The sequence below is a fragment of the Stenotrophomonas daejeonensis genome, from assembly GCF_001431505.1.
GTDB classification, from domain to species: Bacteria; Pseudomonadota; Gammaproteobacteria; order Xanthomonadales; family Xanthomonadaceae; genus Stenotrophomonas; species Stenotrophomonas daejeonensis.
Genome location: NZ_LDJP01000029.1, coordinates 13,634 through 40,331 on the forward strand (window position 1 = coordinate 13,634; position 26,698 = coordinate 40,331).

Sequence of the window (26,698 nt, forward strand, 5' to 3'; positions counted from 1 at the left end):
AAGCCGGGCGGTTCCGATCCAACGTGTGACGCGGCGGCTTACTTGCCGGCTTCGGCCTCGGTCAGGCCGCGCTTCTCCAGCAACGGCTCGATCTGCGGCTCGTGCCCGGCGAAGTTGCGGAACAGTTCCATCGCATCGACGCTGCCGCCCCTGGACAGCAGGGTCTGGCGGAAGTGGTCGCCGTTGGCGCGGCTCAGGCCGCCATGGTCGCGGAACCACTTCTGGGTGTTGGCGTCGAGCACCTCGGACCAGATGTAGGCGTAGTAGCCGGCCGAGTAGCCGCCCATGATGTGGCTGAAGTAGGTGGTGCGGTAGCGCGGCGGTACCGGCGCGTAGAAGATGCCGTCCTTGACCAGCGCTTCATGCTCGAACGCGAGCACGTCCTTCGGCGCCGGCACCTGCTCCACGCCGATCTGGTGCCAGCGCTGGTCCAGCATCGCCGCGCCCAGGTACTCTGTGGTGGCGAAGCCCTGGTTGAACCTGGCCGCGGCCACCACCTTGTCCAGCAGCGCCTGCGGCATCGCCGCGCCGCTCTGGTAGTGCATGGCGTAGTTGGCCAGGATGCTCGGCTCGTCGGCCCACATCTCGTTGACCTGCGAGGGGAACTCGACGAAGTCGCGCGGCACCGCGGTGCCGGAGAAGTACGGGTACTTCACGTTCGAGAACATGCCGTGCAGGGCGTGGCCGAACTCGTGGAAGGTGGTGGTCACCTCGTCCCAGGTCAGCAGCGTCGGCTTGCCGGCCGGCGGCTTGGGGATGTTGAGGTGGTTGGCGACCACCGGCTTGTTGCCGGTCAGCGCCGACTGCGACACGTAGGAATTCATCCATGCGCCGCCGCGCTTGGACTGGCGCGCATACGGGTCGAAGATGAAGATCGCCAGCTGGCTGCCGTCGGCGTCGAACACGTCGTAGACGCTGACGTCGTCGTGGTAGACCGGCAGGTCGGTGCGCTGCTTGAAGCTCAGGCCGTATTCCTTGCCGGCGGCGAAGAACACGCCGTTCTCCAGCACGTTCTTCAGTTCGAAGTAGGGCTTGAGCTGCGATTCGTCGAAGTCGTACTTGGCCTGGCGCACCTTTTCGCTGTAGTAGGCCCAGTCCCACGGCTGCAGCTCGAACGTCGGCTGGCCGGCGGCCTTCTGCTCGGCGTCGATCATCGCCTGCAGATCGGCGGCCTCGCGCCTGGCGTTGGCCACCGCGGCCGGGGCCAGCTGGCCGAGCATCGCGTTGACCGCTTCGGGGGTCTTGGCGGTCTGGTTGCCCAGCGAATAGGCGGCGTAGTTGGCGAAGCCCATCAGCGCGGCCTTCTCGGCGCGCAGGGTCATGATGCGCGAGACCAGCGCGGTGTTGTCGTATTCGCCGCCCTTGCTGCCGCGCGCCACCGAGGCCTCGAAGATCCTGCGGCGCAGCTCGCGGTTGGTCAGGTTGCTCAGCGCCGGCTGGCCGGTGGTGTTGAGCAGGGCGATCACGTACTTGCCGTCCAGCTTGCGCGCCTTGGCGGCTTCGGCGGCGGCGGCGACCTGCTCGGCCGACAGGCCGTCCAGTTGCTTCACGTCATCGACCACGATGTAGGCGGCGTTGACCTCGGCCAGCACGTTCTGGCTGAATTTGGTGCCCAGGTTGGCCAGCTCGGCGTTGATTTCCTTCAGCTTGGCCTTGTCGGCGTCGGGCAGCTCGGCGCCGGCGCGGACGAAGTTGTCGTGGTATTTCTCGACCAGGCGCAGGCCTTCGGCATCCAGGCCCAGCGTGTCGCGCTTGTCGTACAGCGCCTTGATGCGCTCGAACAGCTTGCCGTTGAGGCTGATGGCGTCGCGGTGCGCGGCGAACTTCGCCGAATAGTCGGCCTGCAGCTGCTTGCGCGCGTCGTTGGTGTCCGCGCCGCTCAGCGAGAAGAACACGGTGGTGGCGCGGTCGAGGACGGCGCCGCTGTTCTCCAGCGCGACCAGCGTGTTCTCGAAGGTCGGCGCGGCCGGGTTGTTGGCGATGGCCTCCACTTCCTCGATCTGCTGCGCCATGCCGGCGTCGAAGGCCGGGGCGAAGTCGCTGTCCTTGATCTTGTCGAACTGCGGGTAGTGCAGCGGCAGCGGGCTTTCGGCGAAGAACGGATTGGCCTGCTCGGCGGCCTGGGTGGCGGCATCGGCGGCCGGGCTGTAAGCCGGTGCGGCAAGGCCCAGGGACACGGCGAGGGCAAGGGCGAGGCGGGTGTTCAAGTCGGAAACTCCGGGAAATACTGAACACGCAGGGTACCCCGCGCGCGCAGGTCCGTGGGTGTGTCGAACGGCAGGGTTGCGGCGCAAGGCCTTTCGCGGCATGCCGCGTGCGGCTTTCGCGCCGTCGCGGTCGGCAAAGGCTTGCCGGGAATGGCGGGAGGTTCGCCATGTGCCCATCATTGCCCGGAGTGCCGCCTGCTTCCCGGGCGGAAGCCCGGGATCAGGTCGGAGCCAGCTCCAGCCGGCTCACATCATCCAGATCGACCTGCTGGCGGGCCACCCACAGGTCATGGGCGTCCTGCATGGCCAGCCAGCTTTCCGGGCTGCGGCCCAGAGCCTTGGAGAGGCGCAATGCCATTTCCGGGCTGACCCGGCTGCTGCCGTTCAGCACGCGGCTGAGGGTGGATGCGGCGACACCGAGCTTCTGGGCCAGTTCCCGGCCGCTGATGTTGTTGGGTTCGAGATAGAGGCCGGCAATGAATTCGCCGGGATGCGGGGGATTGTGCATGTGCATCAGTGGTAGTCCTCGTAGTCCAGTACATGGGCGTTGCCATCCTTGAACTCGAAGGTGATGCGCCAGTTGCCGTTGACGCTGATGGACCAGCGTCCTTTCAGCTCGCCCTTCAGCGCATGCAGCCGAAACCCCGGGATGTCCATGTCCTCGATGGTCTGCGCGGTATCCAGTGCGGCCAGCTGCAGCCGCAGTCGTTTGGCATGGCTGGCCTGGATGCCGGAGGTGTCCCCCGTCTCGAAGAGCCTGCGCAGCCCCTTGTGCCGGAACGACTGGATCATGTCGCGTAATCTAGCATGTTGCGCACCGCGCAACAAATGGGTCGACATGCATATCGCAGGGCTTCGGAAACGGAAACGGCCGGATCGGCAGGATCCGGCCGTTGGGCAGCCTGGGTCGGGGCCACGTCCCCCGACACGTCGTGGGGTCGTCACCGGGGCACTGCCCCGGCCTACTTCTCGACGAAGGCGCGCTCGAACACGTAGTGGCCCGGCGAGCCGATGCGCGGGGATACCTCGAAGCCGCGCGCGTCCAGCACGCCGCGCAGGTCGGCCAGCATCTGCGGGCTGCCGCAGATCATGAAGCGGTCGTTGGCCGGGTCGAACGGCGGCAGGCCGAGGGTCTGCGGCATGGCGCCGGTTTCCATCAGCGTGGTCAGGCGGCCGTGGTTGCGGAACGGTTCGCGGGTGACGGCCGGGTAGTACAGCAGCTTGTCGCGGACGATGTCGCCGAGGATCTCGTCCTCGAACAGTTCCTTCTCGAAGTACTCGCGGTAGGCCAGGTCCCGCTCGAAGCGCACGCCGTGGCAGACGATGACCTTCTCGAAGCGCTCGTAGGTCTCCGGGTCCTTGACGATGCTCAGCCACGGCGCCAGCCCGGTGCCGGTGCCCAGCAGGTACAGGTGCCTGCCGGGGTGCAGGTCGGAGATCAGCAGGGTGCCGGTGGGCTTCTTGCCGACCACCAACGTGTCGCCGGGCTTGAGATGTTGCAGGCGCGAGGTCAGCGGACCGTCCTGCACCTTGATGCTGAAGAAGTGCAGGCGCTCTTCCCAGTTGGCGCTGGCGATGGAATAGGCGCGCAGCAGCGGGCGGCCGCCTTCGTTTTCCAGGCCGATCATCACGAACTGGCCGTTCTCGAAGCGGAAGCTGCTGTCGCGGGTGGTGGAGAAGCTGAAGTAGGCGTCCGTCCAGTGGTGGACGTCGAGCACCGTCTCGGTGCCGAAAGCGGAAGACATGCGGTGGCTTGCGTGGGGATGGGTTGACCGGCCCATTCTAGCCGAAATCCGTCAAATGAGATTGAATCTCATCTTTCTGGGCGCGGTTTCAGCGGTAGCCGGCGGCCTGCAGTTCGAACAGCTCGGCGTAGCGGCCGCCTTCTTCCATCAGCTGCGCGTGGGTGCCGCTGGCCTCGATGCGGCCGTCGGCCAGCACCAGGATGCGGTCGGCCATGCGCACCGAGGAGAAGCGGTGCGAGATCAACACCGCGGTGCGCTGCGCGGACAGTTCCTTGAAGCGCTGGAACACCTCGAACTCGGCGCGGGCGTCGAGCGCGGCGGTGGGTTCGTCGAGGATCATCACCTGCGCGTCGCGCATGTAGGCGCGGGCGATGGCGATCTTCTGCCACTGGCCGCCGGACAGGTCCACGCCGGTCTTGAAGCGGCGGCCGATCAGTTGTTCGTAGCCATCGGGCAGCGCTTCGATCACCTCGTCGGCCAGCGCCCGGTGCGCGGCGTCGCGGATGCGGGCGTCGTCGCGCATGGCCTCGACCAGGCCGACGCCGATGTTCTCGCCGGCGCTCAGGTGGTAGCGCACGAAGTCCTGGAAGATCACGCCCATGTTGGCGCGCAGGTCGTCCAGGTCGTAGTCGCGCAGGTCGCGGCCGTCGAGCAGGATGCGGCCTTCGTCCGGGTCGTACAGCCGCGCCAGCAGCTTGACCAGGGTGGTCTTGCCGGCGCCGTTCTCGCCGACCAGGGCGATGACCTCGCCGGCCTCCAGCCGGAAGTCGAGGTGGCGCACCGCCCAGCGCTCGGCGTCGGGGTAGCGGAAGCCGACGTCCTCGAACACGAAGCCCTCGCGGATCGGGCGCGGCACCGGCAATGCATCCGGGCGCGAGCGGATTTCCGGTTCGATGGCGAAGAACGAGAACAGGTCGTCCAGGTACAACGCCTGCCCGGCCACCTGCGAGAAGCCGGTGAGCAGGCCTTCCAGCAGCTGCCGCAGGCGCATGAAGCTGCCGGCGAGGAAGGTCAGGTCGCCGATGCTGAAATCGCCGCTGATGGTGCGCCAGGCGATGTAGGCGTAGGCGGCGTAGTAGCCCAGGGTGCCCAGCGCCGCCAGCAGCGTGCCCCAGAACGCGCGCTTGCGCGCCAGCGTGCGGTTGGCGCGGTAGAAGCGCTCGGCCAGCAGCTTGTAGCGCTCGATCAGGAAGCGGTGGAGGTTGAAGATCTTCACCTCCTTGGCGGTTTCCACGCTGGCGCCCACCTGGCGCAGGTAGTCGAGCTGGCGGCGCTCGGGCGTCCAGCTGTGGTTGAGCGAATAGCCGAGCGTGTTGAAATGCGATTCGCCGATGAACGCCGGCACCAGCGCCACCGCCAGCAGCGCCATCAGCCACGGCGCGTAGGCGACCAGCCCGGCGGCGAAGCTGATGACGGTGATGGCGTCCTGCACCTGCCCGAACAGCTGCCCCATCAGGTTCATCCGGCCCATGGTCTGGCGCCGCGCGCGGTCGAGCTTGTCCTGCAGGTCGGGGTCCTCGAAGTCCTCCAGGTCCAGCTCGGCGGCATGTTCCATCAGGCGCACGCTGGTGGCGTTGGTGAACAATTCGGACAGCAGCGCGTCGGCGTAGTTGACCAGCCGGCCCAGCAGGTCCGAGCCGATGGCGATGCCCAGCTCCAGCGCCAGCAGTTGCAGCAGGGTGTCGAGCTGGCCGCCGGCCAGCGCCTCGCGCAGTGGCGGCATGCCGCCGTTGCCGGCCAGGTGGACAGCCTCGTCGATGATCAGCTTGCCCACATACAGCATCGCCACCGGCAGCAGGGCGCGCAGCAGGCGCAGGCCGAGGCTGGCCAGGGTCAGCAGGCGGCTGGTCCGCCATACCTGGCGCAGGAACGGCGGCAGGTTGCGCAATGCATCCATGCGTTCGCGCAGGCTGGGACGGGCGGCAGGAGCGTGGGGAGCGGGCATGGCCGGCATTGTGCCGCGTCCGTGACAGGTGAGGGATTTCGGCGGGGCTTTTGTAGATGCGGTGCTTGCTCCGCATTGGGCTTCACCGGGAAAGCTCCATGCGGGGCGAGCCCCGCATCTACAAGGAGAATGCCCCGTTGCGGCCAGGATTGCTCCTGCGCAGGAGCGCTACCGCATCGGTCCCGGCGGCTCGCCGTCGCCGCCGGATTGCAGCGCCACCGGCAGGTGCCAGCCGTAACGCAGCGCCATCATCCGCAGGCCGAAGCACAGCCCGGCGCCGGCCAGCACGCAGGGCAGGGCGGGCCATTGCAGCCAGTGGCCGACGGCGACCACCGCGGCGCCGGCCAGTGCGGCGATCGCGTACAGCTCGGCGCGCAGTACCAGCGGCACCTGCGCCAGCAGCACGTCGCGGGCGATGCCGCCGCCGATGCCGGTGAGCATGCCCATCGCCGCGGCCATCGGCGGGGCCAGCCCGAAGGCCAGCGCCTTCTGCGTGCCGGCCACGGCGAATACCGCCAGGCCGAGGGCGTCGAACATCCGCACCGGGTTGCTCAGGCGCTCGATCCACGGGCTCCACAGGAAGGTGACGAGGCCGGCGGCCAGCGAGATGCTCGGGTAGCGCCAGTCGCTCAGCGCCGCCACCGGGGTGGCGCCGATCAGCACGTCGCGGGTCATGCCGCCGGCACTGGCGGCGGCGAAGGACAGCACCAGCACGCCGAACAGGTCCAACCGGCGGCGCACGCCCATCATCGCGCCTGACAGGGCGAAGACGAAGGTGCCGATGAGGTCGAGGATCAGTACCAGGGTTTCCATGAGGCCGTATTGTGCGGCCTGCCACCGATGGCGGCCATCGGACCCGGTACGGAGCCGCCCGCGCGGGGCGGCTCCGGCGGGGATCACGGCAGCGGCGGCAGCAGGCCGGCGCCGAGGCGGTTCCAAGCGTTGATCGTGGCGATGCCCATGCTCAGGTCGCTGATGCCCTTCTCGTCGAAATGCGGCGCCAACGCATCGAACGCGGCCTGCGAAGGCGCACCGTCGGGCAGCCGGGTCAGCGCCTCGGCCCAGCCCAGCGCGGCGCGCTCGCGCGCGTCGAAGAAACGGCTCTCGTGCCAGGCCGGCAGCGTGTCGAGTTTGCGCGGCTCGATGCCGGCCTGGCGCAGTGCGGTGGCGTGCATGTCCATGCAGTAGCCGCAGCCGTTGATCTGCGACACGCGCAGGAACACCAGTTCCATCAACGCGTGCTCGACCGAGCCTTCGTGCACGGCCTTGCTGGCGGCGAGCAGGCCCTTGAACGCATCGGCGGCCAGGCGGGTGTAGGGGACGCGGGGAGAGGTATTGCTCATTGGAACGGCTCCAGTGGTGGCCGGCATGGCCACCTTCATTGCAGGGACGCGCCGACGTCGCCGGCCGTGACAAGGGCGCGCAGCTTGTGCGGGTTGAGCACGCTGTAGATCCGCGCGATGCGCCCGCCATCGATCTCGATGGTGGTCACCGAATGCAGGCGGTCGCCGTCGAAACGCAGGATCGCCGGCTCGCCATTGACGCTGCCCAGCCGTGCCGGATGGCTGCCGCCGCGGCGGGCGATGGCCCAGAACAAACGGGCGATGCGCTCGGCGCCGAGCAGTGGCCGCAATGCGGCGGTGACTACGCCGCCGCCATCGGCAAGCAAGCGTGCATTGGCATGCAGCAGGGCGCGGATGGCCGCGTCATCGCCGCGTTGGGTGGCCTCCATGAACCGCGCCAGCAACCGCCGGTGCTGAGTGGCGTCGGCGGCGAAGCGCGGCCGTCCTTCCTGCAGACGCTTGCGCGCGCGGTGCACCAACTGCCGGCAGTTGGCCTCGCTGTGCCCGAGCAATTCGGCGATGCCGGCGTAGTCGTGGCCGAACGCCTCCTTGAGCAGGAACGCGGCGCGCTCCTCGGGGCCGAGTTGTTCGAGCAGGGTCAGGAACGCCAGCGAAACCTCCTCGGCGACGGCGTGGACCTGTGCCGGGTCCGGGACCGGCGGCAGTTCTGCGGCGATGTGCAGTGGTTCGGGCAGCCACGGGCCGACGTAGTCCAGGCGCTGGCGCGTGGCCGCGCGCAGCCGGTCCAGGCCGAGCCGAGTGGTGGCGGTGACCAGCCATGCCTCCGGGTCGAGGATGGCGGCGGTGTCGGCGCCGGCCCAGCGCAGCCAGGCGTCCTGCACCACGTCCTCGGCATCGGCGCGGCTGCCCAGCAGCCGGTAGGCCAGCGCCAGCAGGCGCGGGCGGTGGTTCTGGAAGATATCGGTCATGTCCATGCGGGAAGGACGCAACAGCGTGTGCCAGCGTGACGGAAGGGCCGGAGCGGCACTTTGCACTAAAATGGCCGGCTCCAATCCCCCGCCAGCCTCGAGCAAGCCGTGACATCGATCAAGCAGGAAGACCTCATCCAGTCCATCGCCGACGCCTTGCAGTACATCTCGTACTACCACCCGGTCGATTACATCAAGAGCCTCGCCGCCGCCTACGAGCGCGAGGAATCGCCGGCGGCCAAGGAGGCGATGGCGCAGATCCTGATCAACTCGCGCATGTGCGCCGAGGGCCACCGCCCGATCTGCCAGGACACCGGCATCGTCACCGTGTTCCTCGAGATCGGCATGAACGTGCGCTGGGACGACGCCACGATGGGTGTGGAGGACATGGCCAACGAGGGCATCCGCCGCGCCTACAACCACCCGGACAACAAGCTGCGCGCCTCGGTGCTGGCCGACCCGGCCGGCAAGCGCACCAACACCCGCGACAACACCCCGGGCGTGGTCAACGTGAAGGTGGTGCCGGGCGACAAGGTGGAGGTGATCGTCGCGGCCAAGGGCGGCGGCTCGGAGGCGAAGTCGAAGTTCGTCATGCTCAACCCGTCCGACTCCATCGTCGACTGGGTGCTCAAGACCGTGCCGACGATGGGCGCCGGCTGGTGCCCGCCGGGCATGCTCGGCATCGGCATCGGCGGCACCGCCGAGAAGGCGATGCTGCTGGCCAAGGAAGCGTTGATGGAGGAAATCGACATCAACGAACTCAAGGCGCGCGGCCCGTCCAACCGCATCGAGGAACTGCGCATCGAGCTGCACGACAAGGTCAACGCGCTGGGCATCGGCGCGCAGGGCTTGGGTGGCCTGACCACGGTGCTGGACGTCAAGATCAAGGACTACCCGACCCACGCCGCCAACCTGCCGGTGGCGATGATCCCTAACTGCGCCGCCACCCGCCACGCGCATTTCACCCTGGACGGCAGCGGCCCGGTGATGCTCGACCCGCCGTCGCTGGAAGATTGGCCGACGCTGACCTACGACGCCTCCAAGGGCACCCGCGTCGATCTGGACACGATCACTCCGGAAGAAGTCGCCGGCTGGAAGCCGGGCCAGACCCTGCTGCTCAACGGCAAGCTGCTGACCGGCCGCGATGCCGCGCACAAGCGCATGGTGGACATGCTCAACAAGGGCGAGGAACTGCCGGTGGACCTGAAGGGCCGCTTCATCTACTACGTCGGCCCGGTTGATCCGGTACGCGACGAAGTGGTCGGCCCGGCCGGCCCGACCACCGCCACCCGCATGGACAAGTTCACCGAGCAGGTGCTGGCGCAGACCGGCCTGCTGGGCATGGTCGGCAAGGCCGAGCGCGGCCCGGCGGCGATCGAGGCCATCCGCAAGCACAAGTCCGCCTACCTGATGGCGGTGGGCGGCTCGGCCTATCTGGTGTCCAAGGCGATCAAGGCGGCCAGGGTGGTCGGTTTCGCCGATCTGGGCATGGAAGCGATCTACGAATTCACCGTGCAGGACATGCCGGTGACCGTGGCGGTGGATTCCACCGGCGAATCGGTGCACCAGACCGGCCCGCGTGAATGGCAGGCCCGCATCGGCAAGATCCCGGTGATGGTGGTGTAAGCCAACGCATGTTGTTGGAGGTTCGAAGGCGGCCCGGGCTATGCTCGGGCCGTCGCCGTTTCGGAAGGAGAGACAGGTGAGCGCAATGCACTGGATCGTGATGTCGCTGGCGCTGCTGGTGGCCGGATGCGCTGGCGGTGGCTGGCGCGATGTACCGAAGGGCGACCCCGCAGCCTGCGTGAACTATTGCCAGAGCCGCCACCAGGCCTGCATGGCCAACCCATCCGGCTACGGCGATTGTGGCGAGGCGAACAAGCGCAACCAGTGCGACAAGATCACCGACCCGGAGCTGCGCGGTGCCTGCCAGACCTCGCAGGCGTTCTGCCAGAACCGTTCGCCCGCCGCGGTATGCGGCGAGCGGCTGAACAGTTGCATGGCCAGCTGCAACTGAAGCAGCGGCAGGCCATCGAACGTCGGCATCGACGCTGCAGGTAAGATGCGGAATTTCCGCTGGAGAACCGCATGTCCGTCATCCTCTACGGCTCGCAAAGCACCGCCTCGCTGGTCGTGCACTGGCTGCTGATCGAGCTGGGCATCGAACACGAACTGCGCCAGCTCGATTTCGACAAGCGCGAGCAGAAGTCGCCGGAATACCTGGCGATCAACCCGGCCGGCCGCGTGCCGACGCTGCTGATCGACGGACAGGTGCTTACCGAATCGGCGGCCATCGCCATGCACCTGGCCGACCTGCACCCCGAAGCCGGGCTGGCGCCGGCGCCCGGCACCCCGGCGCGCGGTGATTATTACCGCTGGATGTGCTTCTGCACCTACACGCTGATGCCGGCCTATCGCGCGTGGTTCTATCCGCACGAGCCGGCAGGCGAGTCGAATGTTGTCGCGGTGAAGGAGCAGGCCTGCCTGCAACTGGAAAGCGCATGGCAGCAGGTGGCCGACCACCTGCAGGCCGGCGGCCCGTACCTGCTGGGCGAGCAGGTCACGGTGGTCGATTTCATGCTGACCATGCTGATGCGCTGGTCGCGCAACATGCCGCGCCCGAGCGATGGCTGGCCGGCGCTGGCCGCGCACGCGCGGCGGATGAAGGACCGCCCGGCGCGGGTCGAGGTCTACCGCCGCGAAGGCATTGGCGACTGGACCTGAAACCCGCTCAGTCCACGTAATCGTCGAACCTGCGCCCGCCCTGGAACGGCATCAGATGCTGCCTGACGATGCCCTTGGGCACGGTTTCCAGCTTCATCACCCCGTATTCCCGCGGCCATTCCTTCTGGTCGCGCGGCAGCTTGAAGGTGCCCATCAGCATGTCCACCAGCGGCAGATGGATGGCGTAGTTGACGTCGATGTAGTCCTGCTGCCGCGCGTGGTGCCAGTGGTGGTAGCGCGGCAGCACCAGCAGGTACTCCAGCCAGCCGAAGCGGATGCCGAGGTTGGCGTGGGCGACCACCGCCTGCAGGCCGACCAGGATCACGTAGGCGTTCACCGCCGGGGTCGAGAAGCCCAGCACCAGCAGCGGCAGCAGCACCGCGCTGCGGGTCATCACGATCTCGACGAAGTGGATGCGCGAGCCGGCCAGCCAGTCCATGTGCCGGCTGGAATGGTGCACGGCATGGAAGCGCCACAGCCACGGGATGTTGTGGTACGCGCGGTGCAGCAGCGCCTGCGCCATGTCGGCCACGAACACCGCGATCAGGAACTGCGCCCACACCGGCAGCGACTGGATCGTCGCCTTCAGCGACGGGAACACGGCCAGCCCGGCGATGGTGGAGGTGGAGGCGGTGACCAGGATCAGGATGAACTGCACCAGCACGTGGCTCATGAAGAAATAGGCCACGTCGGTGCGCCAGCCCGGCCGCAGCGGCGACAGCGCGCGCTTGCCGAGGTAGCGCTCCAGCGGCACGAACACCAGTGCCGAGAAGAACAGCGACAGCACGAACCAATCCAGCCCCAGCGAATAAGGCGTCTGGCCGATGCTGTCGAACTGCACGTTGGTGCCGCCCAGCAGCACCGCCAGCGTCGCGCTGCCGACGCCGATCGTGGCGATGCGCTTGTTGCGGTCGCGCAGGATCGCCATCGTGCCCATGACGAAGGCCGCCGCCAGCCCCACCAGCAGCAGGTGGCGCGCGAACTGCTCGTTGTAGACGGCGCGGAACTCGCGGCTGGTCAGCAGTTCGGGAAAGTGGAAGCAGGCCACCGCCAGCAGGCTGAGCAGCCCCAGCAGCGCGGACGAATAGGCGAAGAATGAGCGGTGCGGTCGGGCCATGCGTGGACTTCCTGTCGGGACGGCGGGATTCTGCCTGCACGGGACGAAGAACGACAACCTTGCCGGGACGATGGGACCTGCCCCGCGCGCACCGTTGCCGGGAAGCGCATGCGGGAACAACCCGGCATCCACGGATTGGTGGACGGCCCCATCCCGCAGGTGCCGGGCTTGCCCGGCACGAGTCCCCGCGATTACAGCAGCGTGCGCACCGTTTCCGGTGGCCGGCACAGCGCGGTGCCCTTGGCCGTGCGCACGATCGGGCGATTGATCAGCTGCGGGTGCATCGCCATCGCCTCGATCAGCGCGGCCTCGTCGTCCAGTTTCCGCGCCAGCCCCAGCTCGGCGTAGGCGGCTTCCTTGCTGCGCAGCAGGTCGCGAGCCGGCATGCCCATCTCGTCCAGCAGCCGGCGCAGCGTGGCCGGGTCGGGCGGGTCCTGCAGGTAGTCGATGACTTCGATGTCGGCGCCGGCCTGTTGCAGCAGGGCCAGCGCGCCGCGCGAGTTGGAGCAGCGGTTGTTGTGCCAGATCGTCGCTTTCATCGCCTCAGAACCATTCCAGCAGGGACAGGCCGACGCCGATGTAGGTGGCGCGGTGGTTGTAGTCGATCATGCTTTCGCCGTAGCCGTCGAACACCTGCACGTGGCCGCGCAGCAGGTTGCTGAGCGGGAAGCCGTAGTCCAGCTGCAGCGAACCGTGCGAGCGGTCGCCGCTGCGCAGCGAATGGCGCCCGGTGAGCGACAGTTCGTGGCCGTTGCGGTTCCACACCAGCGTGGCGTCGCCGCGGCCGATGTAGTCCTCGATGTCGGGGTTGTTGTCGTCCTTGCCGCTCTCGGGGACGCGGTACCACGGGCGCAGCACCAGCGCCCAGTTCTCGCGGTCCAGGCCGACGCTGAGGATCACCCGGTTCCAGCTGCGCGAGAGCGGGTCGCTGCGGCCGTTGGACTGGTGGTTCAGGCTGATGCCGGTCATGCGCCCGTTCCAGCCCAGCAGCGAGTAGCCGTTGCGGAACACCAGCATTGCCTCGGGCTCGTAGTTGGTTTCGCGGAACGGTCGCGACAACTCGCTGTTGTAGGCCTGCCAGCGCGAGCTCTGGGTATAGCCCACCCACACGTCGCCGTTGTCGCCGAACAGGTTCTCGGCCACCTTGGTCTTGAAGCTGAGCTGGAACTTCAGCTCGGTGTCGTCCAGCTTCTCGGGCTGGGTAACGGTGTTGTTGGGGTTGGGCGAATGCGGCATTTCGTTGGGCTTGCTGCTCCAGAACGCCGGCAGCAGGTACACCGGCTTGTAGGCGCGCAGCTGGAAGCGGCCCAGCTTGGAGTCCCGGGCCAACTCCCAGCGGCTGTCCAGCAGCGAGCCGCGCCCGGCGTTGGCCGCCGCGGCCGCCAGCTCGTCATGGGCGAACAACTCCTTGCCGCGCGGGTCCTCGGCATCCAGCGCCCTGGCCTCCCGGCGCCGCTGCTGGGCGGCGAGGGCGGCGGCATCGGCGGCCTGGGTGTCGGCCGGCGTGCGCCCCAGCACGCGGTCGTAGCAGCTCAGGCGGACGGCGTCGGAGTCCAGCGCGAAGCAGGCTTCGGGCGAGAGCGGCTGCGCCGTGGATTCCTGTGCGAGGGCGGTGGCGGGCAGGGCCGACAGGGCGAGCAGCAGGGCGCTGCGAAGAGGGCGGTCAGGCATGGTGGAAGCGGTCCATCCGGAGGGTGTGGGGAGGCGCGGGCGGAATTGTCGGCCATCGCGCGATGCAAGGGGAGCCGCCGGGCTCACATGAACCAGGCGACGGCGAACACGCCGAGCATCGCCATCGCCAGCCCGAGCTTGAGGGCCACCCCCAGCACGATGCCCAGCCAGGTGCCGATGCCGACCCTGGTGGCCCTGCCCAGATGGCGGCCATGCAGGTATTCGCCGAGCAGGGCACCGGCGAACGGGCCGATGAACAGCCCCAGCGGCATGAAGAACAGGCCCACGACCGTCCCCACCAGCGAGCCGACCATCGCCAGCCGGCTTGCCCCCAGCTTCTGCGCGCCCATCGTGGTGGAAAGCACGTCCACCACGAGGGAGATCACGGTCAGCACGCCCAACACCAGCAGCGTCGGCCAGCCGATCCGGGTGAAGCCCTCGGCCCAGGCCGCCGCCAGCAGGCCGGCGAATACCAACGGTACCCCGGGCAGGGCGGGCAGCACGATTCCGGCGATGCCGGCCAGGACCAATACCACCGCCAGCAAATACAGGATGAATGAATAGTCCACGCTCGTACCTTTGAGGGTTGACAATCCGGTCTTTCCACCGATTGATTTTTCGTTATGGCCGGGTTAAGTTTCAGCCGCTGAGCTTGGCAAGGTCACCGTGAATCGTGGCCTGATGGGTAGATCGCATGATTTGCTTACATCGCTGCACCTCGCTTCCCCCTTGCAGTCAGCCGTCCTTGCGGGCGTATCCAAACAACTGAGAGAGCAACAGGGAGTCAGTCGAGATGTCCGATCGCGAAACCGGTACCGTCAAGTGGTTCAATGATGCCAAGGGCTTCGGCTTCATCAGCCGCGAGAATGGCGAAGATGTGTTCGTGCACTTCCGCGCCATCCAGACCCAGGGCTTCAAGAGCCTGAAGGAAGGCCAGAAGGTCACCTTCACCGTCGTCCAGGGCCAGAAGGGCCTGCAGGCCGACGCCGTGCAGCCGGACTGATTCCGGCTGCCACTGGCAGCGAAAAGGCCCGCGTCAGCGGGCCTTTTCGTTTTCCGGCGCCCGTTGGCGGGCTCAGCGCAGCACGACGCGGCCATTGACCACGCGCACGTAGGTGTTCTCGCGGATGCCGCCCAGGTCCTTCTGATTGACCACGACCACCCGGCCATCGTCCATGCGCACCTGGATGTCGTAGGAGTTGCCGGTGACGTTCTGCTGGATCTTGTTGCCGGCCAGCGCGCCGGCGGCGGCACCGGCCGCGGCGGAGATGTTCTGGTTGCCCTTGCTGCCGCCGGTCTTGTCGGAGATCTCATGGCCGGCCACGGCGCCGACGATGCCGCCGAGGATGGCGCCGGTCGCCGATGGCGCGGTGCGGCCCGAGGCGACGGTGTCGATGCGGGTGACGATGCCGCAATCGGCACAGCGCGCGGTGTTGTAACCGCCGTTGTTGTAGCCACCGTTGTTGTATCCGCCACTGCCGTAGCCACCATTGCCGTAGCCCGGTGAGGTGGCGCAGCCGGCCAGTGCGAGGCTGGCGAGGGTGGTTGCGGCGATCAACGCGATTTTCATGGTCGTTCTCCTTGCCGAGGTGGGTGGCGGGTGGCATGGCACCCGCTGCGGGAGAATCGTGTCGCCTCGCGCGTGAATGGCGTGCCAATCACGTGCGGAGCGAGGCGGGGCTCACCTGAAATCCTGATGGCAGGCCTTGCAGTCCTTGCCGACCTGCTCGGTCACGACGGCCAGCGTGGCGCAATCGGCCGGCGGGTTGGCCAGCGCATCGTTCAAGGTGGCGCGGAAGCGGCTGGCATGCTGCTGGAAGCGCGCGTCGTCGCGCAGGCTGGGGAAGGCCAGTTCCAGGTCGTTGGACAGGGCGCGCAGGCTCTGCAGGCGCGGCGTGCTGTCGTTGATCGTGCAGCGGTTCTGCTTGAGGCTCTCGCCGAGCAGTTGCGACTGGCGCGCCATGACCTGCATCAGGCTGTCCGGGAAGGGGTCCTGCCGCGCCTGGATGGCGCGCATCAGCATGACGGTGGCGACCACGCCGATGAGCAGGCCGAGGATCAGCACGATCAGGTAGCGGGAAGCGGGGGACTGCGTGCGGCTGGGGTCGTTCATGCCCTGGCTCCGGTGGAATCAGCACCGATGTTACGACGCGCGGCCCATTCCCGGCCACGGTTAAAATGCGCGGATGAAAGAACGACTGCGTGAACGCTTCGCCGGCATCGACCGCCTGTACGGCGCCGGCTCGATCGAGCGGCTTGCCGCCTGCAGGGTGGCGGTGGTGGGCATGGGCGGCGTCGGCTCGTGGGTGGCCGAGGCGCTGGCGCGCTCGGCGGTGGGACACCTGGCATTGATCGATGCCGACGACATCTGCGTGTCCAACACCAACCGCCAGTTGCCGGCGCTGGACGGGCAATACGGGCGCAACAAGGCGCTGGCGATGGCAGAGCGCTGCCGCGCGATCAATCCCGATGCCGAAGTGGAGGCGGTGGAGTCCTTCCTGACCGGTTCCAACATGGCCGAGCTGCTCGACCGCGGTTTCGACCTGGTCATCGATGCCTGCGACAGCTTCCGGGTCAAGGTGGAAACCATCGCCTGGTGCCGGCGCCGCAAGCTGCCGCTGGTCACCGTGGGCGCGGCCGGCGGCCGCACCGACCCGACGCTGGTGCGGGTACGCGACGTCTCGCGCACCGAGCACGACGCGATGCTGGCGCTGATCCGCAGGAAGCTGCGCGGCGAGTTCAACTTCCCGAAGAACCCGCAGCGATATTTCGGCGTGCCGGCGGTGTATTCGCTGGAGAACGTGAAGTACCCGCAGGCCGATGGCAGCGTCTGCGGCCTGCGCCCGAACCTCGGCGCCGACGCGGCGCTGAAGCTCGACTGCGGCGCCGGGCTGGGGGCGGCGACCCATATCACCGGCGCGTTCGCCTTCGCCACGGCCGGCAAGGCGCTGGAAATGCTGCTCAAGCCGAAGGTGCGCTGAAAAGACGTAGGAGCGACGCAAGTCGCGACCCGGGGCTTATCCGAGGAAACTCCGGTCGCGACTTGCGTCGCTCCTACGGCAAATCGGGATTCGGCAGGTTGAACAGGCGCCTTGCATTGGCGGTCGTCTGCGCCGCGATTTCCTCCGGCGCCTGCCCGCGCAGTTCGGCCACGGTGGCGAGGATGTCCGCCAGCCGCGCCGGTTCGTTGCGTTGGCCGCGGATGCCGGCATCCGGCTGGTCCGGGGCGTCGGTTTCCAGCAGCAGGTAGTCCAGCGGCATCGTCGCCGCCAGCGTGCGCAGGCGGTTGGCGCGCGGGTAGGTGAGCGGGCCACCCAGCCCGATCAGGAAACCGAGGTCCCACAACTGCCGTGCCTGTTGCGGGCTGCCGGAAAAGCTGTGCACGACGCCGCGCAGGCCGCCGGTGCGGCGCAAGGCATGGATCACCTGGTCCACCGCGCGGCGTGCATGCACGATCAAGGGCAGGTCGAATTCGCGTGCCAGCCGCAGCTGCCCATCGAAGTAGTGGCGCTGCGCATCGGCATCCAGCCCTTCGATGAAGAAATCCAGCCCGCATTCGCCGATGGCGCAGGGGCGCTCGCGTTCCAGCCAAGTACGCAGTTCGGGCAGGTGTCCGGGCCGGTGTTCGGACAGGAACATCGGGTGCAGGCCATAGGCCGGATGCAGCGAGGCATCGGTGGCGCAGACCTCACGCAGCTTCGGCCATGACGCCGCGGTTATCGCCGGCACGACCTGCGTCGCCACGCCCGCTGCCTTGGCGCGGGCGATGACCGCGGCGCGGTCGCCGTCGAACCCGGGCGCATCCAGATGGCAGTGGCTGTCGATCAGGCGCACGACTCAGGGCTTGCGCGGCAATGCCGGTGGCTCGGGGGTCTTTTCCTTGCGGCTTTTCCAGTTGGCCAGCAGCAGGGTACCCAGCCCGAGCAGGATTTCATCGACGAACGGCAGCGGGTCGAGGAACAGCGTGTCCAGCACGAACAGCGCGGCGGTGATCTTGAACAGGGTGGGGTAGCGCAGCTTGCGCGCCCATTCCAACACTGGCAGCAGCATGGGGCTGGACATCGGCGTTCCTGCAATGGTGGACAGACAGGACAAAGATATGTGGGCGCGGCGGATGCTTTCGAGCGAAAGCAGGCCGGGGCAATGGCTTCGTTCAGCTTTATCATGCTGGAATTGCGCGAAGTCAACGGGCGGTCGACCCGCCAGGGAGTAGGACCATGAAGAGCAACACCACCATGATTCTGGTCGCGGCCGGGGCGCTGCTGGTAGGCGGCATCGCCACCGCGGCCTTCATGAGCGGGCGCGACAAGGCCGCCGCACCGGCCGAGGTGCAGGCCGAGCAGCCGCTGCTGGATACCACGCCGCTGGCCGACGATGCCGCGGCCGACGGCGCCATCGCTCCCTCCGGCAAGCTGGAATACGCCGACGTGCTGAAGGTGGCGCCGGTCACCCGCAGCGAACAGGCCTATGCCAGCGTGATCGGCAGCGAGCCGGTGCGCGAAACCTCCACGACCACGGTGCCGCGCGAAGTCTGCGAGGACGTGGTGGTGCAGGAACGCCTGCCCGAGCGCGACGGCAACGTCGGCGGCACCGTCGCCGGTGCGGTGATCGGTGGCCTGCTCGGCAACCAGGTCGGCAAGGGCAACGGCAGGAAGGCGGCCACCGCGGCCGGTGCCGTGGCCGGTGGCGTGATCGGCAACCAGGTGGACAAGCGCCATGTCGGCGGCAAGGTGGTGGAGCGCACCGAGCGCCAATGCCACACCGAGAACGCGACCTCCGAATCCTCGCGCGTCACCGGTTACAACGTGACCTACCGCCGCGACGACGGCAGCACCGGCACCATGCGCATGGACAGCAAGCCGGGCACCCGCGTCGCGCTGGGCAACGCCTCCCGTACCGTCGGCTATGACGTCACCTACCGCTACGACGGCCAGGAAAAGACGCTGCGCATGGACGAGAAGCCGGCCAGCGACCGCCTGCCGGTCATCGACGGCCAGGTGGTGACGCAGACCGCGGCGGTGGATGCGGCGGGTAGCCGGCAGTAAGAATTTCGAGTCCCCCTCCCTGCGGAGTGAGAGGGGCAGCTTGCGAACCATTGGTTCGCTGCCCTTGAGTGCCCATGCGCCAGCGCAAGGACGGGGGCGCGGAGCGGGTCGGGTGAAGCCCCTCGCCTGTTTGGCTGCACGAGGCTTCGCCCGAACCCTCATCGCGTTTAGGCGTGTGCGAGCCCGTGGCTCGCAAGCAACACGTCTACCCCTAGAGGGAGAAGAGACAAAACAAAGAAGCCCCGGATTTTCGTCCGGGGCTTCGTTTGTTTCGACGTTGCGGTATCGCTTATGCCGAGGCCTTGCTCCTGGCCAGCCGCAGCCAGGTATCGACCACGGTGTCCGGGTTCAGCGACAACGATTCGATGCCTTCGGCCATCAGCCATTCGGCTAGGTCCGGGTGGTCGGACGGGCCCTGGCCGCAGATGCCGACGTACTTGCCCTTGGCGCGCGCGGCCTTGATCGCCATCGACAGCAGCTTCTTGACCGCCGGGTTCCGCTCGTCGAACAGGTGGGCGACGATCGACGAATCGCGGTCCAGGCCCAGGGTGAGCTGGGTCAGGTCGTTGGAGCCGATCGAGAAGCCGTCGAAGATGTCGAGGAACTCGTCGGCCAGCAGCGCATTGGACGGCACCTCGCACATCATGATGATCTTCAGGCCGTTCTCGCCTTGCTTGAGGCCGTTCTGCGCCAGCACTTCCACCACCTTGCGGCCTTCCTCCAGCGTGCGCACGAACGGGATCATCACCCACAGGTTGTCCAAGCCCATTTCGTTGCGTACGCGCAACACGGCCTGGCATTCCAGCGCGAATGCTTTGGAGAACGACGGATCGACGTAGCGGCTGGCGCCACGGAAGCCGATCATCGGGTTCTCTTCGTGCGGCTCGTAGGTGCTGCCGCCGATCAGGTTGGCGTACTCGTTGGACTTGAAGTCCGACAGGCGCACGATCACCGGGTTCGGTGCGACCGAGGCGGTCAGGGTGGCGATACCCTCGGCCAGACGGTCCACATAGAAGCTCACCGGGTCCTTGTAGCCGGCGATCTTCTCGTCGATCTTCTTCTTCGTCGCCGTATCCTGGCGGTCGTATTCCAGCAGCGCGTTCGGGTGCACGCCGATGTGGCTGGCGATGATCATTTCCAGACGCGCCAGGCCGATGCCGGCGTTCGGCAACTGGCCGAAGTCGAACGCGCGCTCGGGGTTGGCGACGTTCATCATGATCTTCAGCGGCGCCGCCGGCATGTTGCCGAGGTCGGTGGTGGTGCGCTCGAACGCGAGCTTGCCGTCATAGATGAAGCCGGTGTCGCCCTCGGCGCAGCTGACGGTCACTTCCTCGCCGTCGGTGATCCTGTCCAGCGCATTGCCGGTGCCGACCACCGCCGGCACGCCCAGTTCGCGGGCGATGATGGCGGCGTGGCAGGTGCGGCCGCCGCGGTTGGTGACGATGGCGCTGGCGCGCTTCATCACCGGTTCCCAGTCCGGGTCGGTCATGTCGGCGACCAGCACGTCGCCGGGCTGCACGCGGTTCATGTCGTCCAGCGAGCGCACCACGCGGGCCACGCCGGCGCCGATCTTGGCACCCACGGCACGGCCTTCGGCCAGCACCTTGCCGCCCTTGTCGGCCAGCGCGAAGCGCTCGATCTGGGTGGCCTTGGCGCGTGACTTCACCGTCTCCGGGCGCGCCTGCACGATGAACAGCTTGCCGCTGACACCGTCCTTGGCCCACTCGATGTCCATCGGGCGGCCGTAGTGCTTCTCGATGACCAGCGCCTGCTTGGACAACTCCTGCACGTCTTCGTCGCTGATCGAGAAGGTGCTGCGCAGTTCGGCCGGGGTGTCCTCGGTCCTGACGCGCTCGCCGGGCACGTCCGAATACACCATGCGGATCGCCTTGGAACCCAGCGAGCGGCGCAGGATCGCCGGCTTGCCGGCGGCCAGGGTGGGCTTGTAGACGTAGAACTCGTCCGGGTTCACCGCGCCCTGCACGACCATCTCGCCGAGGCCGAACGAGGAGGTGACGAACACCACGTCGCGGAAGCCGGATTCGGTGTCCAGCGTGAACAGCACGCCGGAGGAGCCGACGCCCGAGCGCACCATCAACTGCACGCCGGCGGACAGGAACACGTCCTCGTGCTTGAAGCCGTGGTGCACGCGGTAGGCGATGGCGCGGTCGTTGTAGAGGCTGGCGAATACTTCCTTGACCTTGTGCACGACGTCATCGGCACCGGTGACGTTGAGGAAGGTTTCCTGCTGGCCGGCGAACGAGGCGTCGGGCAGGTCCTCGGCGGTGGCCGAGGAACGCACCGCCACCGCCACGTCGCCGCCGCCGTTGTCGGCGCAGAGCCTGGCATAGGCGCTGCGGATGTCGGTGTCCAGCGCCGGTTGCAGCGGGGCATCGATGACCCAGCCGCGGATCTCCTTGCCGGCGGCGGTCAGCGCGCCGACGTCCTCCACGTCCAGCGTGGCCAGCTTGTCGAAGATGCGCTTGGACAGGTCGTTGTGGGCGATGAAGTCCTTGAACGCCTCCGCGGTGGTGGCGTAGCCCCCCGGAACCGAGACTCCCAGGCCGGCCAGATTGCCGATCATCTCGCCGAGCGAGGAATTCTTGCCACCCACGCGGGCCAGGTCGGCCAGGCGCAGCTCATGCAACCAGAGGATGTTCTCGTTCAAGCGCGATGCTCCGTTGAGGCCATCGCCCGAGGCGGGCTGGTATGGCCGCGTCCGTAGGAAGAAGCCGCCATTATGATGCACTGCACAGCCGAGCGGAACCGCTTGTGACGCGGGCATGTCTTGTGCTTGTCTTCCCCAGGACAGGCCGGGTCAATCGCTTGGCCGCGGCTTTCCCCTTTACGCAAGGAGCTTGCAGATGACGGTGACCCGTCCGGTGTTCTACGTATCCGACGGTACCGGCATCACCGCCGAAACCGTGGGCCACAGCCTGCTGACCCAGTTCACCGGCTTCAGTTTCGTCACCGATCGCCTGCCGTTCGTGGACGATGATGACAAGGCGCAGGATGCGGCGGTGCGCATCCGTGCCGCGGGCGAGCGCTACGGGGTGCGCCCGATCGTCATCAGCTCCTGCGTGGATACCAGCCTGGGGCGGCTGCTGGAGGAGAGCGGGGCGCTGGTGCTGGACGTGTTCGCGCCGTTCATCAGCCCGCTGGAGCAGGAACTGAACGCCGCCCGCCATTCCAAGGTGGGGCAGGCGCACGGCATGGTCGATTTCGACACCTACCACCGCCGCATCAACGCGATGAACTTCGCGCTCAGCCACGACGACGGCATCGCGGTGAACTACGACGAGGCCGACGTGGTGCTGGTGGCGGTATCGCGCGCCGGCAAGACGCCCACCTGCATCTACCTGGCGCTGCACTACGGCATCCGCGCGGCCAACTACCCGCTGACCGACGAGGACCTGGAGAGCGACCGCCTGCCGCCGCGCCTGCGCCCGTACCGCAACAAGCTGTTCGGCCTGACCATCGACCCCGAGCGCCTGCAGCAGATCCGCCAGGAGCGCCGCGCCAATTCGCGTTACGCCAGCATCGAGACCTGCCGACGCGAGGTAGCCGCGGCCGAGACGATGTTCCGCATGGAGCGCATCCCGACCCTGAGCACCACCCATACCTCCATCGAGGAAATCTCCAGCAAGGTCATGGGCACGCTGGGGTTGCAGCGGGAAATGTATTGAGGCCGGCGGCGGTATCGCCGGGCGGTGACTGCAGCGGGCACGCCGTGGCGTGTACGATCGACCCATGACGCAGGCCCTTTCCCGCATCGACCACATCCCCCGCCTGAGCCGGCTCGGCTGGCTGATGGGCCTGTACGCGGAGAACTACCTGCACCTGATGCGGCTGTTCGCACCCGACCGGCTTGCCCCCGGCAGCCACGTGTCCACCATCGGCGATGGCCTGGACCTGCGGCTGGACGTGATCGAATGCCACCGCTATACGGTCGAGCTGCGGATGACCTACGACATCCGCGACCCGCTGACCGGCGAGCCCGATCCGTCGGCCTACGTGCGCCTGTATCGCGACGCGCGGCAGGTGGAGACGACGCACTGCTACGTCGGCCGGCGCTGGCAGGACGTGATGGGCATGTACCCGCCTGCCGACGCGCTGGTCGGCCACCGCCTGCGCATGAACACCTTCCTCGGCAAGTGGCTGGAATACCTGGCCGAGCGCGGGCACGGCGTGGCCACGCTGCGGCGTGTCGGCGAGGAAATGGCCTGCTCGTAGGTGCGGGGCTTGCCCCGCACGTGGCCTTCCCGACAAGGCCAACGCGGGGCAAGCCCCGCGTCTACGGCGGGATTCCGTTCGGTCATACTGCACGCCTTCACCGCCGCACCCGATACCGATGCCTTACACCCCGATCCTCGCCACCCTGGGCTACGTGCTGTCCAAAGACCGCAGCCAGGCCCTGATGATCCACCGCAACACCCGCCCCGACGACCTGCACCTGGGCAAGTACAACGGGCTGGGCGGCAAGATGGAAACCGACGAGGACGCGCTGGCCTGCATGCACCGCGAGATCCGCGAGGAAGCCGGCATCGAATGCGGCACCACGCGGCTGCGCGGCACCATCAGCTGGCCCGGCTTCGGCAAGCACGGCGAGGACTGGTTCGCCTTCGTCTTCGTCATCGACGACTGGACCGGCACGCCGCTGCAATCCAACCCGGAAGGCACGCTGGAATGGGTGCCGCTGGACAAGCTCGAATCGCTGCCGCTGTGGGAGGGCGACCGCCACTTCCTGCCGCTGGTGTTCGACGGCGACCCGCGCCCGTTCCACGGGGTGATGCCGTACCGCGACGGCCGCATGCAGTCGTGGAACTACACCCGCCTGTAAGCGGCCGCATTCACCTCCGGCGCGCTACGCTGGCGCGGCACACGACCGGGAAACCCGAGACATGAAACGCCACTTCTCGATGCTGCGCGAATTCCGCCTGGCCGACTGGTTCACGCTGGGCAACGCCTTCTGCGGCACCGGCGCGGTGTTCGCCGCGATGCGCTTCCTGCAGGATGGCCTGCGCGGCTACCTGTTGTTCGGCATGGCGCTGATCCCGCTGGCGTTCGTGTTCGACGCGCTGGACGGGCGCATCGCCCGCTGGCGGCAGTCGTCCTCCACCCTGGGGCGCGAACTGGATTCGCTGGCCGACGTGATCTCCTTCGGCGTCGCCCCGGCCGCGCTGGCCTATGCCTGCGGCATGCAGGGCGGCTGGGACTGGCTGGTGCTGAGCTATTTCGTCTGCTGCGGGGTCAGCCGCCTGGCGCGCTACAACGTCACCGCCGAGGAAATCGCCGGCGAGTCGGACAAGGTGCCGTACTTCGAGGGCACCCCCATCCCCACCAGCCTGGCGCTGGTGGTGGTGCTGGCGGTGGCCGCGCATTCCGGCGCGGTCGGCCCCGCGCTGTGGGGCGGCGCATGGCAGCTGGGGCCGTGGCAGCTGCACCCGCTGGTGCTGCTGTTCGCGCTTTCCGGTTCGCTGATGGTCAGCAAGACCCTGCGCATCCCCAAGCCTTGATTTGCGGTTGCTATGATCCTGCCGCAATGGGTACGAACGGGGGGCGGCGATGGTGAACGATGGTGGCGACAACGATTTTGAAGCCAGCCTGCGGCGCTGCTGGGAAGGCTGGCAGCAGGCCATGAACCCGACCGGCGGCACCGCCAGCTTCCCGTGGCGGGAAAGCCTGGAACGATGGGCGCAGCTGCTCGGCACCGATGCGTCCGCGCAGGTGCAGGAACTGGGCGCGCGCTTCCAGCACCAGGCCGGTGACTGGCTGGGCACGATGCAGCAGGTCGCCGCCGGTTTCGCCGGCCGCGACAGCAGCGCCGCCGAGGTGGCCGGCGCCTGGCGCGAGGCGGTGGAAGCGCAGGGCGATGCGATGCTGCGCTGGATGCTCGACGCCGCGCGCGGCGGCAGCGCGGTAACCGACCAGCCGTGGCTGCGCGACGTCGCCCATGCCGTCCAGTCCGGCTTCGGCCATGCCGACTGGCTGAATGCGCCGGTGTTCGGCCCGGCGCGCGAGCACCAGGTGCGCTGGCAGGCGCTGGCGAAGCTGCAGCGCGACCACCAGTTGCAGATGGAGCGCTACGTCGCCGCGATCCGTGGCGCGCTCGACGACGCCTTCCACCGTTTCGAGGCCAAGCTGGCCGGGCACGAGGCGCCGGGCAACCAGCTGACCAGCGCCCGCGCGATGTTCGACCTGTGGATCGACGCGGCCGAAGAGGCCTACGCGACGGTCGCGCTGTCCGAGGATTTCCAGCGCATCTACGCCGATCTGGCCAACGCGCAGATGCGGTTGCAGGCGGCGACCCGGCACGAACTGGAGCGCGCCTGCGAGTTGCTGGGCGTGCCGACCCGCACCGAAATGGATGCCGCCCATCGCCGCATCGCCGAACTGGAACGGCTGCTGCGGCGGATGGCCGCCGGCACCGCCCGGCCGGCGACGCCCGGGCCGGAAAAAACCACGCCTGCGCCGAAGAAGAAGGCGGCCCCGAAGCCGGCCAGGGCCGCGGCGAAAAAGGCTCCGCCGCGTGGCAGGAGCAAGGCATGAAGGGTCCGCTGGGGTTCGGCGCCGACGACCTGATGCAGGAAACACTGCAATGGCAGCGCAAGCTCGCCGACGGCCTGAAGCTGCTGCCCGGCGTGGCCGACGTCGATTACGGCGTCACCGAGCGGCGGGAAGTCTGGAGCGACGGCAAGGTCAAGCTGTACCGCTTCGTCGGCGACGGCGCCAGCAACGGGCAGCCGCCGCTGCTGATCGTCTACGCGCTGGTCAACCGCCCCTACATGGTGGACCTGCAGGACGGTCGTTCGCTGGTGCAGAAGCTGCTGGCCTCCGGGCAGGACGTGTACGTGCTGGACTGGGGCTACCCGGACCGTTCCGAGCGCTACCTCACGCTGGAGGACTACCTGCTGCGCTACGTCGATGGCGCGGTGGAGCACCTGCGCGCGCAGCACGGCGGCGCGCCGGTCAACCTGCTGGGCATCTGCCAGGGCGGCGTGTTCTCGCTGTGCTACGCCGCGCTGCGCCCGCACAAGGTGCGCAACCTGGTCACGATGGTGGCGCCGGTGGATTTCCACACGCCGGACAACATGCTCTCGCACTGGGCGCGGCACGTGGACGTGGACCTGTTCGTCGACACGCTGGGCAACATCCCGGCCGACCTGATGAACGCCAGCTACCTGATGCTCAAGCCGTTCCGCCTGAACGTGCAGAAATACGTGGGGCTGATGGACATCCTCGACGACCGGCAGGCGCTGGAAGACTTCCTGCGCATGGAAAAGTGGATCTTCGACTCCCCCGACCTGGCCGGCGAGGCCTTCCGCCAGTTCGTCAAGCAGTTCTACCAGGACAACGGCCTGGTGCACGGCCGCATCCGCATCGGCGACGAGCCGGTGGACCTGCGCCGGCTGACGATGCCGCTGCTCAACATCTATGCCGAGCAGGACCACCTGGTGCCGCCGGCCGCATCGCGCGCACTGCGCGGGCTGGTCGGCAGCGACGACTACAGCGAGCTGGGGTTCCGTGGCGGCCACATCGGCATCTACGTCTCCGGCCGCGCGCAACGCGAAGTGCCATCCGCGATCCACGGCTGGTTGAGCGCGCGCGCATGAAGCGCCTGCTGCCGCTCGCCGTGCTGCTCGCGGCGGCCATGCCGGCGCTGGCTGCGCCCGGCACGACGGCGCAGCGCGAGATCGCGGGGCTGATGCAGGTACTGGAGCAGTCCGGCTGCCGTTTCCAGCGCAATGGCCGCTGGCATGGCGCGGCCGAGGCGCGTGCCCACCTGCAGCGCAAGTACGACTACCTGCGCAAGCGCGAACTGGCTGGTAGTGCCGAGCAGTTCATCGACAACGCGGCATCGCGGAGCAGCCTGAGCGGCAAGCCCTACCGGGTGGCCTGCCCGGGCCGATCCGAGCAGGATGCGGCGCCGTGGTTCCGGCAGCAGCTGGCAGGGCTGCGCGGACACTGAGCG

The 26,698-nt window shown here is 67.9% G+C and carries 30 protein-coding genes; 13 read left to right on the forward strand and 17 right to left on the reverse strand.

Features of this window, described 5'->3' with window-relative positions; translation table 11 throughout:
• Positions 1-38: 38 nt before the first annotated feature.
• From ABB34_RS05420 to ABB34_RS05455, 8 genes are all read right to left on the reverse strand, one after another.
• Complete coding sequence (locus ABB34_RS05420) at positions 39-2,207, reverse strand: M3 family metallopeptidase (RefSeq protein WP_057640238.1); 2,169 nt, start codon at positions 2,205-2,207, stop codon at positions 39-41.
• 220 nt (positions 2,208-2,427) lie between these two features.
• Positions 2,428-2,721, reverse strand: coding sequence for a HigA family addiction module antitoxin (locus ABB34_RS05425; protein WP_057640239.1), 294 nt, complete (start codon positions 2,719-2,721; stop codon positions 2,428-2,430).
• Positions 2,721-2,999 carry a type II toxin-antitoxin system RelE/ParE family toxin gene (locus ABB34_RS05430; RefSeq protein ID WP_057640240.1) on the reverse strand — a complete coding sequence of 93 codons (279 nt, stop codon included), beginning with the start codon at positions 2,997-2,999 and terminating at the stop codon, positions 2,721-2,723. Before ABB34_RS05430 ends, ABB34_RS05425 begins: the two co-directional genes overlap by 1 nt.
• A gap of 170 nt (positions 3,000-3,169) precedes the next feature.
• A complete protein-coding gene (locus tag ABB34_RS05435) occupies positions 3,170-3,952 on the reverse strand; it encodes a ferredoxin--NADP reductase (protein ID WP_057640241.1) in 783 nt (260 codons plus the stop codon).
• A gap of 88 nt (positions 3,953-4,040) precedes the next feature.
• Positions 4,041-5,906 (reverse strand): ABC transporter ATP-binding protein, encoded by a 1,866-nt coding sequence (locus tag ABB34_RS05440; RefSeq protein ID WP_057640242.1) that lies wholly within the window; start codon positions 5,904-5,906, stop codon positions 4,041-4,043.
• A 159-nt stretch (positions 5,907-6,065) separates the two neighbouring features.
• The gene (locus tag ABB34_RS05445; RefSeq protein ID WP_057640243.1) at positions 6,066-6,710 is read right to left on the reverse strand and encodes a trimeric intracellular cation channel family protein; all 645 of its coding nucleotides are present in this window, start codon (positions 6,708-6,710) and stop codon (positions 6,066-6,068) included.
• An 83-nt stretch (positions 6,711-6,793) separates the two neighbouring features.
• Complete coding sequence (locus tag ABB34_RS05450; protein ID WP_057640244.1) at positions 6,794-7,240, reverse strand: carboxymuconolactone decarboxylase family protein; 447 nt, start codon at positions 7,238-7,240, stop codon at positions 6,794-6,796.
• Positions 7,241-7,275: 35 nt separating this feature from the next.
• Positions 7,276-8,175 carry an RNA polymerase sigma-70 factor gene (locus tag ABB34_RS05455; RefSeq protein WP_057640245.1) on the reverse strand — a complete coding sequence of 300 codons (900 nt, stop codon included), beginning with the start codon at positions 8,173-8,175 and terminating at the stop codon, positions 7,276-7,278.
• Positions 8,176-8,277: 102 nt separating this feature from the next.
• Here ABB34_RS05455 and ABB34_RS05460 point away from each other — a divergent pair, with 102 nt between their 5' ends.
• From ABB34_RS05460 to ABB34_RS05470, 3 genes are all read left to right on the forward strand, one after another.
• Positions 8,278-9,795 (forward strand): fumarate hydratase, encoded by a 1,518-nt coding sequence (locus ABB34_RS05460; protein WP_057640246.1) that lies wholly within the window; start codon positions 8,278-8,280, stop codon positions 9,793-9,795.
• Between the two features lie 76 nt (positions 9,796-9,871).
• Positions 9,872-10,186: a hypothetical protein gene (locus tag ABB34_RS05465; protein WP_152979528.1), complete on the forward strand. Its 315-nt coding sequence runs from the start codon at positions 9,872-9,874 to the stop codon at positions 10,184-10,186.
• A gap of 71 nt (positions 10,187-10,257) precedes the next feature.
• The gene (locus ABB34_RS05470; RefSeq protein WP_057640248.1) at positions 10,258-10,893 is read left to right on the forward strand and encodes a glutathione S-transferase family protein; all 636 of its coding nucleotides are present in this window, start codon (positions 10,258-10,260) and stop codon (positions 10,891-10,893) included.
• Between the two features lie 7 nt (positions 10,894-10,900).
• On the opposite strand, the gene ABB34_RS05475 is transcribed toward ABB34_RS05470, so the two are convergent.
• The 4 genes from ABB34_RS05475 to ABB34_RS05490 form a co-directional block, all read right to left on the reverse strand.
• Positions 10,901-12,010, reverse strand: a complete 1,110-nt coding sequence (locus tag ABB34_RS05475) for a sterol desaturase family protein (protein ID WP_057640249.1) — start codon at positions 12,008-12,010, stop codon at positions 10,901-10,903.
• A 191-nt stretch (positions 12,011-12,201) separates the two neighbouring features.
• On the reverse strand, positions 12,202-12,549 hold the full coding sequence (gene arsC / locus ABB34_RS05480; protein ID WP_057640250.1) for an arsenate reductase (glutaredoxin): 348 nt from the start codon (positions 12,547-12,549) through the stop codon (positions 12,202-12,204).
• 4 nt (positions 12,550-12,553) lie between these two features.
• Positions 12,554-13,681: a phospholipase A gene (locus ABB34_RS05485; protein WP_057640251.1), complete on the reverse strand. Its 1,128-nt coding sequence runs from the start codon at positions 13,679-13,681 to the stop codon at positions 12,554-12,556.
• Positions 13,682-13,764: 83 nt separating this feature from the next.
• Positions 13,765-14,250, reverse strand: coding sequence for a DUF456 domain-containing protein (locus ABB34_RS05490; protein WP_057640252.1), 486 nt, complete (start codon positions 14,248-14,250; stop codon positions 13,765-13,767).
• 224 nt (positions 14,251-14,474) lie between these two features.
• On the opposite strand from ABB34_RS05490, the gene ABB34_RS05495 reads away from it, so the two are divergent.
• Complete coding sequence (locus ABB34_RS05495; RefSeq protein ID WP_057640253.1) at positions 14,475-14,684, forward strand: cold-shock protein; 210 nt, start codon at positions 14,475-14,477, stop codon at positions 14,682-14,684.
• A gap of 72 nt (positions 14,685-14,756) precedes the next feature.
• Here the strand turns inward: ABB34_RS05495 and ABB34_RS05500 are convergent, their stop codons facing one another.
• Positions 14,757-15,251 carry a glycine zipper 2TM domain-containing protein gene (locus ABB34_RS05500; protein WP_057640254.1) on the reverse strand — a complete coding sequence of 165 codons (495 nt, stop codon included), beginning with the start codon at positions 15,249-15,251 and terminating at the stop codon, positions 14,757-14,759.
• Between the two features lie 111 nt (positions 15,252-15,362).
• Positions 15,363-15,794: a cytochrome c gene (locus ABB34_RS05505; protein ID WP_057640255.1), complete on the reverse strand. Its 432-nt coding sequence runs from the start codon at positions 15,792-15,794 to the stop codon at positions 15,363-15,365.
• 73 nt (positions 15,795-15,867) lie between these two features.
• Between ABB34_RS05505 and ABB34_RS05510 the strand changes: the two genes are divergently transcribed.
• Positions 15,868-16,662 carry a tRNA threonylcarbamoyladenosine dehydratase gene (locus tag ABB34_RS05510; protein ID WP_057640256.1) on the forward strand — a complete coding sequence of 265 codons (795 nt, stop codon included), beginning with the start codon at positions 15,868-15,870 and terminating at the stop codon, positions 16,660-16,662.
• Between the two features lie 73 nt (positions 16,663-16,735).
• On the opposite strand, the gene ABB34_RS05515 is transcribed toward ABB34_RS05510, so the two are convergent.
• Positions 16,736-17,515, reverse strand: a complete 780-nt coding sequence (locus ABB34_RS05515) for a TatD family hydrolase (protein WP_057640257.1) — start codon at positions 17,513-17,515, stop codon at positions 16,736-16,738.
• Positions 17,516-17,518: 3 nt separating this feature from the next.
• Entirely contained in the window at positions 17,519-17,743 is a 225-nt protein-coding gene (locus ABB34_RS05520; protein WP_057640258.1) for a DUF6116 family protein, read from the reverse strand.
• 155 nt (positions 17,744-17,898) lie between these two features.
• On the opposite strand from ABB34_RS05520, the gene ABB34_RS05525 reads away from it, so the two are divergent.
• Positions 17,899-18,726 (forward strand): glycine zipper 2TM domain-containing protein, encoded by an 828-nt coding sequence (locus tag ABB34_RS05525; RefSeq protein WP_057640259.1) that lies wholly within the window; start codon positions 17,899-17,901, stop codon positions 18,724-18,726.
• A 289-nt stretch (positions 18,727-19,015) separates the two neighbouring features.
• Here the strand turns inward: ABB34_RS05525 and ppsA are convergent, their stop codons facing one another.
• The gene (gene ppsA / locus ABB34_RS05530; protein WP_057640260.1) at positions 19,016-21,394 is read right to left on the reverse strand and encodes a phosphoenolpyruvate synthase; all 2,379 of its coding nucleotides are present in this window, start codon (positions 21,392-21,394) and stop codon (positions 19,016-19,018) included.
• 196 nt (positions 21,395-21,590) lie between these two features.
• Between ppsA and ppsR the strand changes: the two genes are divergently transcribed.
• The 7 genes from ppsR (at position 21,591) to ABB34_RS05565 (ending at position 26,695) form a co-directional block, all read left to right on the forward strand.
• Entirely contained in the window at positions 21,591-22,412 is an 822-nt protein-coding gene (gene ppsR / locus ABB34_RS05535; RefSeq protein WP_057640261.1) for a posphoenolpyruvate synthetase regulatory kinase/phosphorylase PpsR, read from the forward strand.
• Between the two features lie 64 nt (positions 22,413-22,476).
• The gene (locus tag ABB34_RS05540; RefSeq protein ID WP_057640262.1) at positions 22,477-22,959 is read left to right on the forward strand and encodes a DUF1249 domain-containing protein; all 483 of its coding nucleotides are present in this window, start codon (positions 22,477-22,479) and stop codon (positions 22,957-22,959) included.
• A gap of 118 nt (positions 22,960-23,077) precedes the next feature.
• Positions 23,078-23,566, forward strand: a complete 489-nt coding sequence (locus ABB34_RS05545; protein ID WP_057640263.1) for an NUDIX hydrolase — start codon at positions 23,078-23,080, stop codon at positions 23,564-23,566.
• A gap of 61 nt (positions 23,567-23,627) precedes the next feature.
• Positions 23,628-24,242: a CDP-alcohol phosphatidyltransferase family protein gene (locus ABB34_RS05550; protein ID WP_057640264.1), complete on the forward strand. Its 615-nt coding sequence runs from the start codon at positions 23,628-23,630 to the stop codon at positions 24,240-24,242.
• A gap of 49 nt (positions 24,243-24,291) precedes the next feature.
• The gene (gene phaE, locus ABB34_RS05555; protein ID WP_057640265.1) at positions 24,292-25,275 is read left to right on the forward strand and encodes a class III poly(R)-hydroxyalkanoic acid synthase subunit PhaE; all 984 of its coding nucleotides are present in this window, start codon (positions 24,292-24,294) and stop codon (positions 25,273-25,275) included.
• Positions 25,272-26,339, forward strand: coding sequence for a class III poly(R)-hydroxyalkanoic acid synthase subunit PhaC (locus tag ABB34_RS05560; RefSeq protein ID WP_057640266.1), 1,068 nt, complete (start codon positions 25,272-25,274; stop codon positions 26,337-26,339). The genes phaE and ABB34_RS05560 overlap by 4 nt, the downstream gene beginning before the upstream one ends.
• The gene (locus tag ABB34_RS05565; protein ID WP_057640267.1) at positions 26,336-26,695 is read left to right on the forward strand and encodes a YfeK family protein; all 360 of its coding nucleotides are present in this window, start codon (positions 26,336-26,338) and stop codon (positions 26,693-26,695) included. Before ABB34_RS05560 ends, ABB34_RS05565 begins: the two co-directional genes overlap by 4 nt.
• Positions 26,696-26,698 lie beyond the last annotated feature (3 nt).

Excerpts from the sequence above, each read along its gene's own strand:
- ABB34_RS05425 (WP_057640239.1), bottom strand. The coding sequence starts at position 2,721 with ATGCACATGCACAATCCCCCGCATCCCGGCGAATTCATTGCCGGCCTC.
- ABB34_RS05430 (WP_057640240.1), bottom strand. The coding sequence starts at position 2,999 with ATGATCCAGTCGTTCCGGCACAAGGGGCTGCGCAGGCTCTTCGAGACG.
- ABB34_RS05435 (WP_057640241.1), bottom strand. The coding sequence starts at position 3,952 with ATGTCTTCCGCTTTCGGCACCGAGACGGTGCTCGACGTCCACCACTGG.
- ABB34_RS05440 (WP_057640242.1), bottom strand. The coding sequence starts at position 5,906 with ATGCCGGCCATGCCCGCTCCCCACGCTCCTGCCGCCCGTCCCAGCCTG.
- ABB34_RS05445 (WP_057640243.1), bottom strand. The coding sequence starts at position 6,710 with ATGGAAACCCTGGTACTGATCCTCGACCTCATCGGCACCTTCGTCTTC.
- ABB34_RS05450 (WP_057640244.1), bottom strand. The coding sequence starts at position 7,240 with ATGAGCAATACCTCTCCCCGCGTCCCCTACACCCGCCTGGCCGCCGAT.
- ABB34_RS05455 (WP_057640245.1), bottom strand. The coding sequence starts at position 8,175 with ATGGACATGACCGATATCTTCCAGAACCACCGCCCGCGCCTGCTGGCG.
- ABB34_RS05470 (WP_057640248.1), top strand. The coding sequence starts at position 10,258 with ATGTCCGTCATCCTCTACGGCTCGCAAAGCACCGCCTCGCTGGTCGTG.
- ABB34_RS05475 (WP_057640249.1), bottom strand. The coding sequence starts at position 12,010 with ATGGCCCGACCGCACCGCTCATTCTTCGCCTATTCGTCCGCGCTGCTG.
- arsC (WP_057640250.1), bottom strand. The coding sequence starts at position 12,549 with ATGAAAGCGACGATCTGGCACAACAACCGCTGCTCCAACTCGCGCGGC.
- ABB34_RS05485 (WP_057640251.1), bottom strand. The coding sequence starts at position 13,681 with ATGCCTGACCGCCCTCTTCGCAGCGCCCTGCTGCTCGCCCTGTCGGCC.
- ABB34_RS05495 (WP_057640253.1), top strand. The coding sequence starts at position 14,475 with ATGTCCGATCGCGAAACCGGTACCGTCAAGTGGTTCAATGATGCCAAG.
- ABB34_RS05500 (WP_057640254.1), bottom strand. The coding sequence starts at position 15,251 with ATGAAAATCGCGTTGATCGCCGCAACCACCCTCGCCAGCCTCGCACTG.
- ABB34_RS05505 (WP_057640255.1), bottom strand. The coding sequence starts at position 15,794 with ATGAACGACCCCAGCCGCACGCAGTCCCCCGCTTCCCGCTACCTGATC.
- ABB34_RS05510 (WP_057640256.1), top strand. The coding sequence starts at position 15,868 with ATGAAAGAACGACTGCGTGAACGCTTCGCCGGCATCGACCGCCTGTAC.
- ABB34_RS05520 (WP_057640258.1), bottom strand. The coding sequence starts at position 17,743 with ATGTCCAGCCCCATGCTGCTGCCAGTGTTGGAATGGGCGCGCAAGCTG.
- ABB34_RS05525 (WP_057640259.1), top strand. The coding sequence starts at position 17,899 with ATGAAGAGCAACACCACCATGATTCTGGTCGCGGCCGGGGCGCTGCTG.
- ppsR (WP_057640261.1), top strand. The coding sequence starts at position 21,591 with ATGACGGTGACCCGTCCGGTGTTCTACGTATCCGACGGTACCGGCATC.
- ABB34_RS05540 (WP_057640262.1), top strand. The coding sequence starts at position 22,477 with ATGACGCAGGCCCTTTCCCGCATCGACCACATCCCCCGCCTGAGCCGG.
- ABB34_RS05545 (WP_057640263.1), top strand. The coding sequence starts at position 23,078 with ATGCCTTACACCCCGATCCTCGCCACCCTGGGCTACGTGCTGTCCAAA.
- ABB34_RS05550 (WP_057640264.1), top strand. The coding sequence starts at position 23,628 with ATGAAACGCCACTTCTCGATGCTGCGCGAATTCCGCCTGGCCGACTGG.
- phaE (WP_057640265.1), top strand. The coding sequence starts at position 24,292 with ATGGTGAACGATGGTGGCGACAACGATTTTGAAGCCAGCCTGCGGCGC.
- ABB34_RS05560 (WP_057640266.1), top strand. The coding sequence starts at position 25,272 with ATGAAGGGTCCGCTGGGGTTCGGCGCCGACGACCTGATGCAGGAAACA.
- ABB34_RS05565 (WP_057640267.1), top strand. The coding sequence starts at position 26,336 with ATGAAGCGCCTGCTGCCGCTCGCCGTGCTGCTCGCGGCGGCCATGCCG.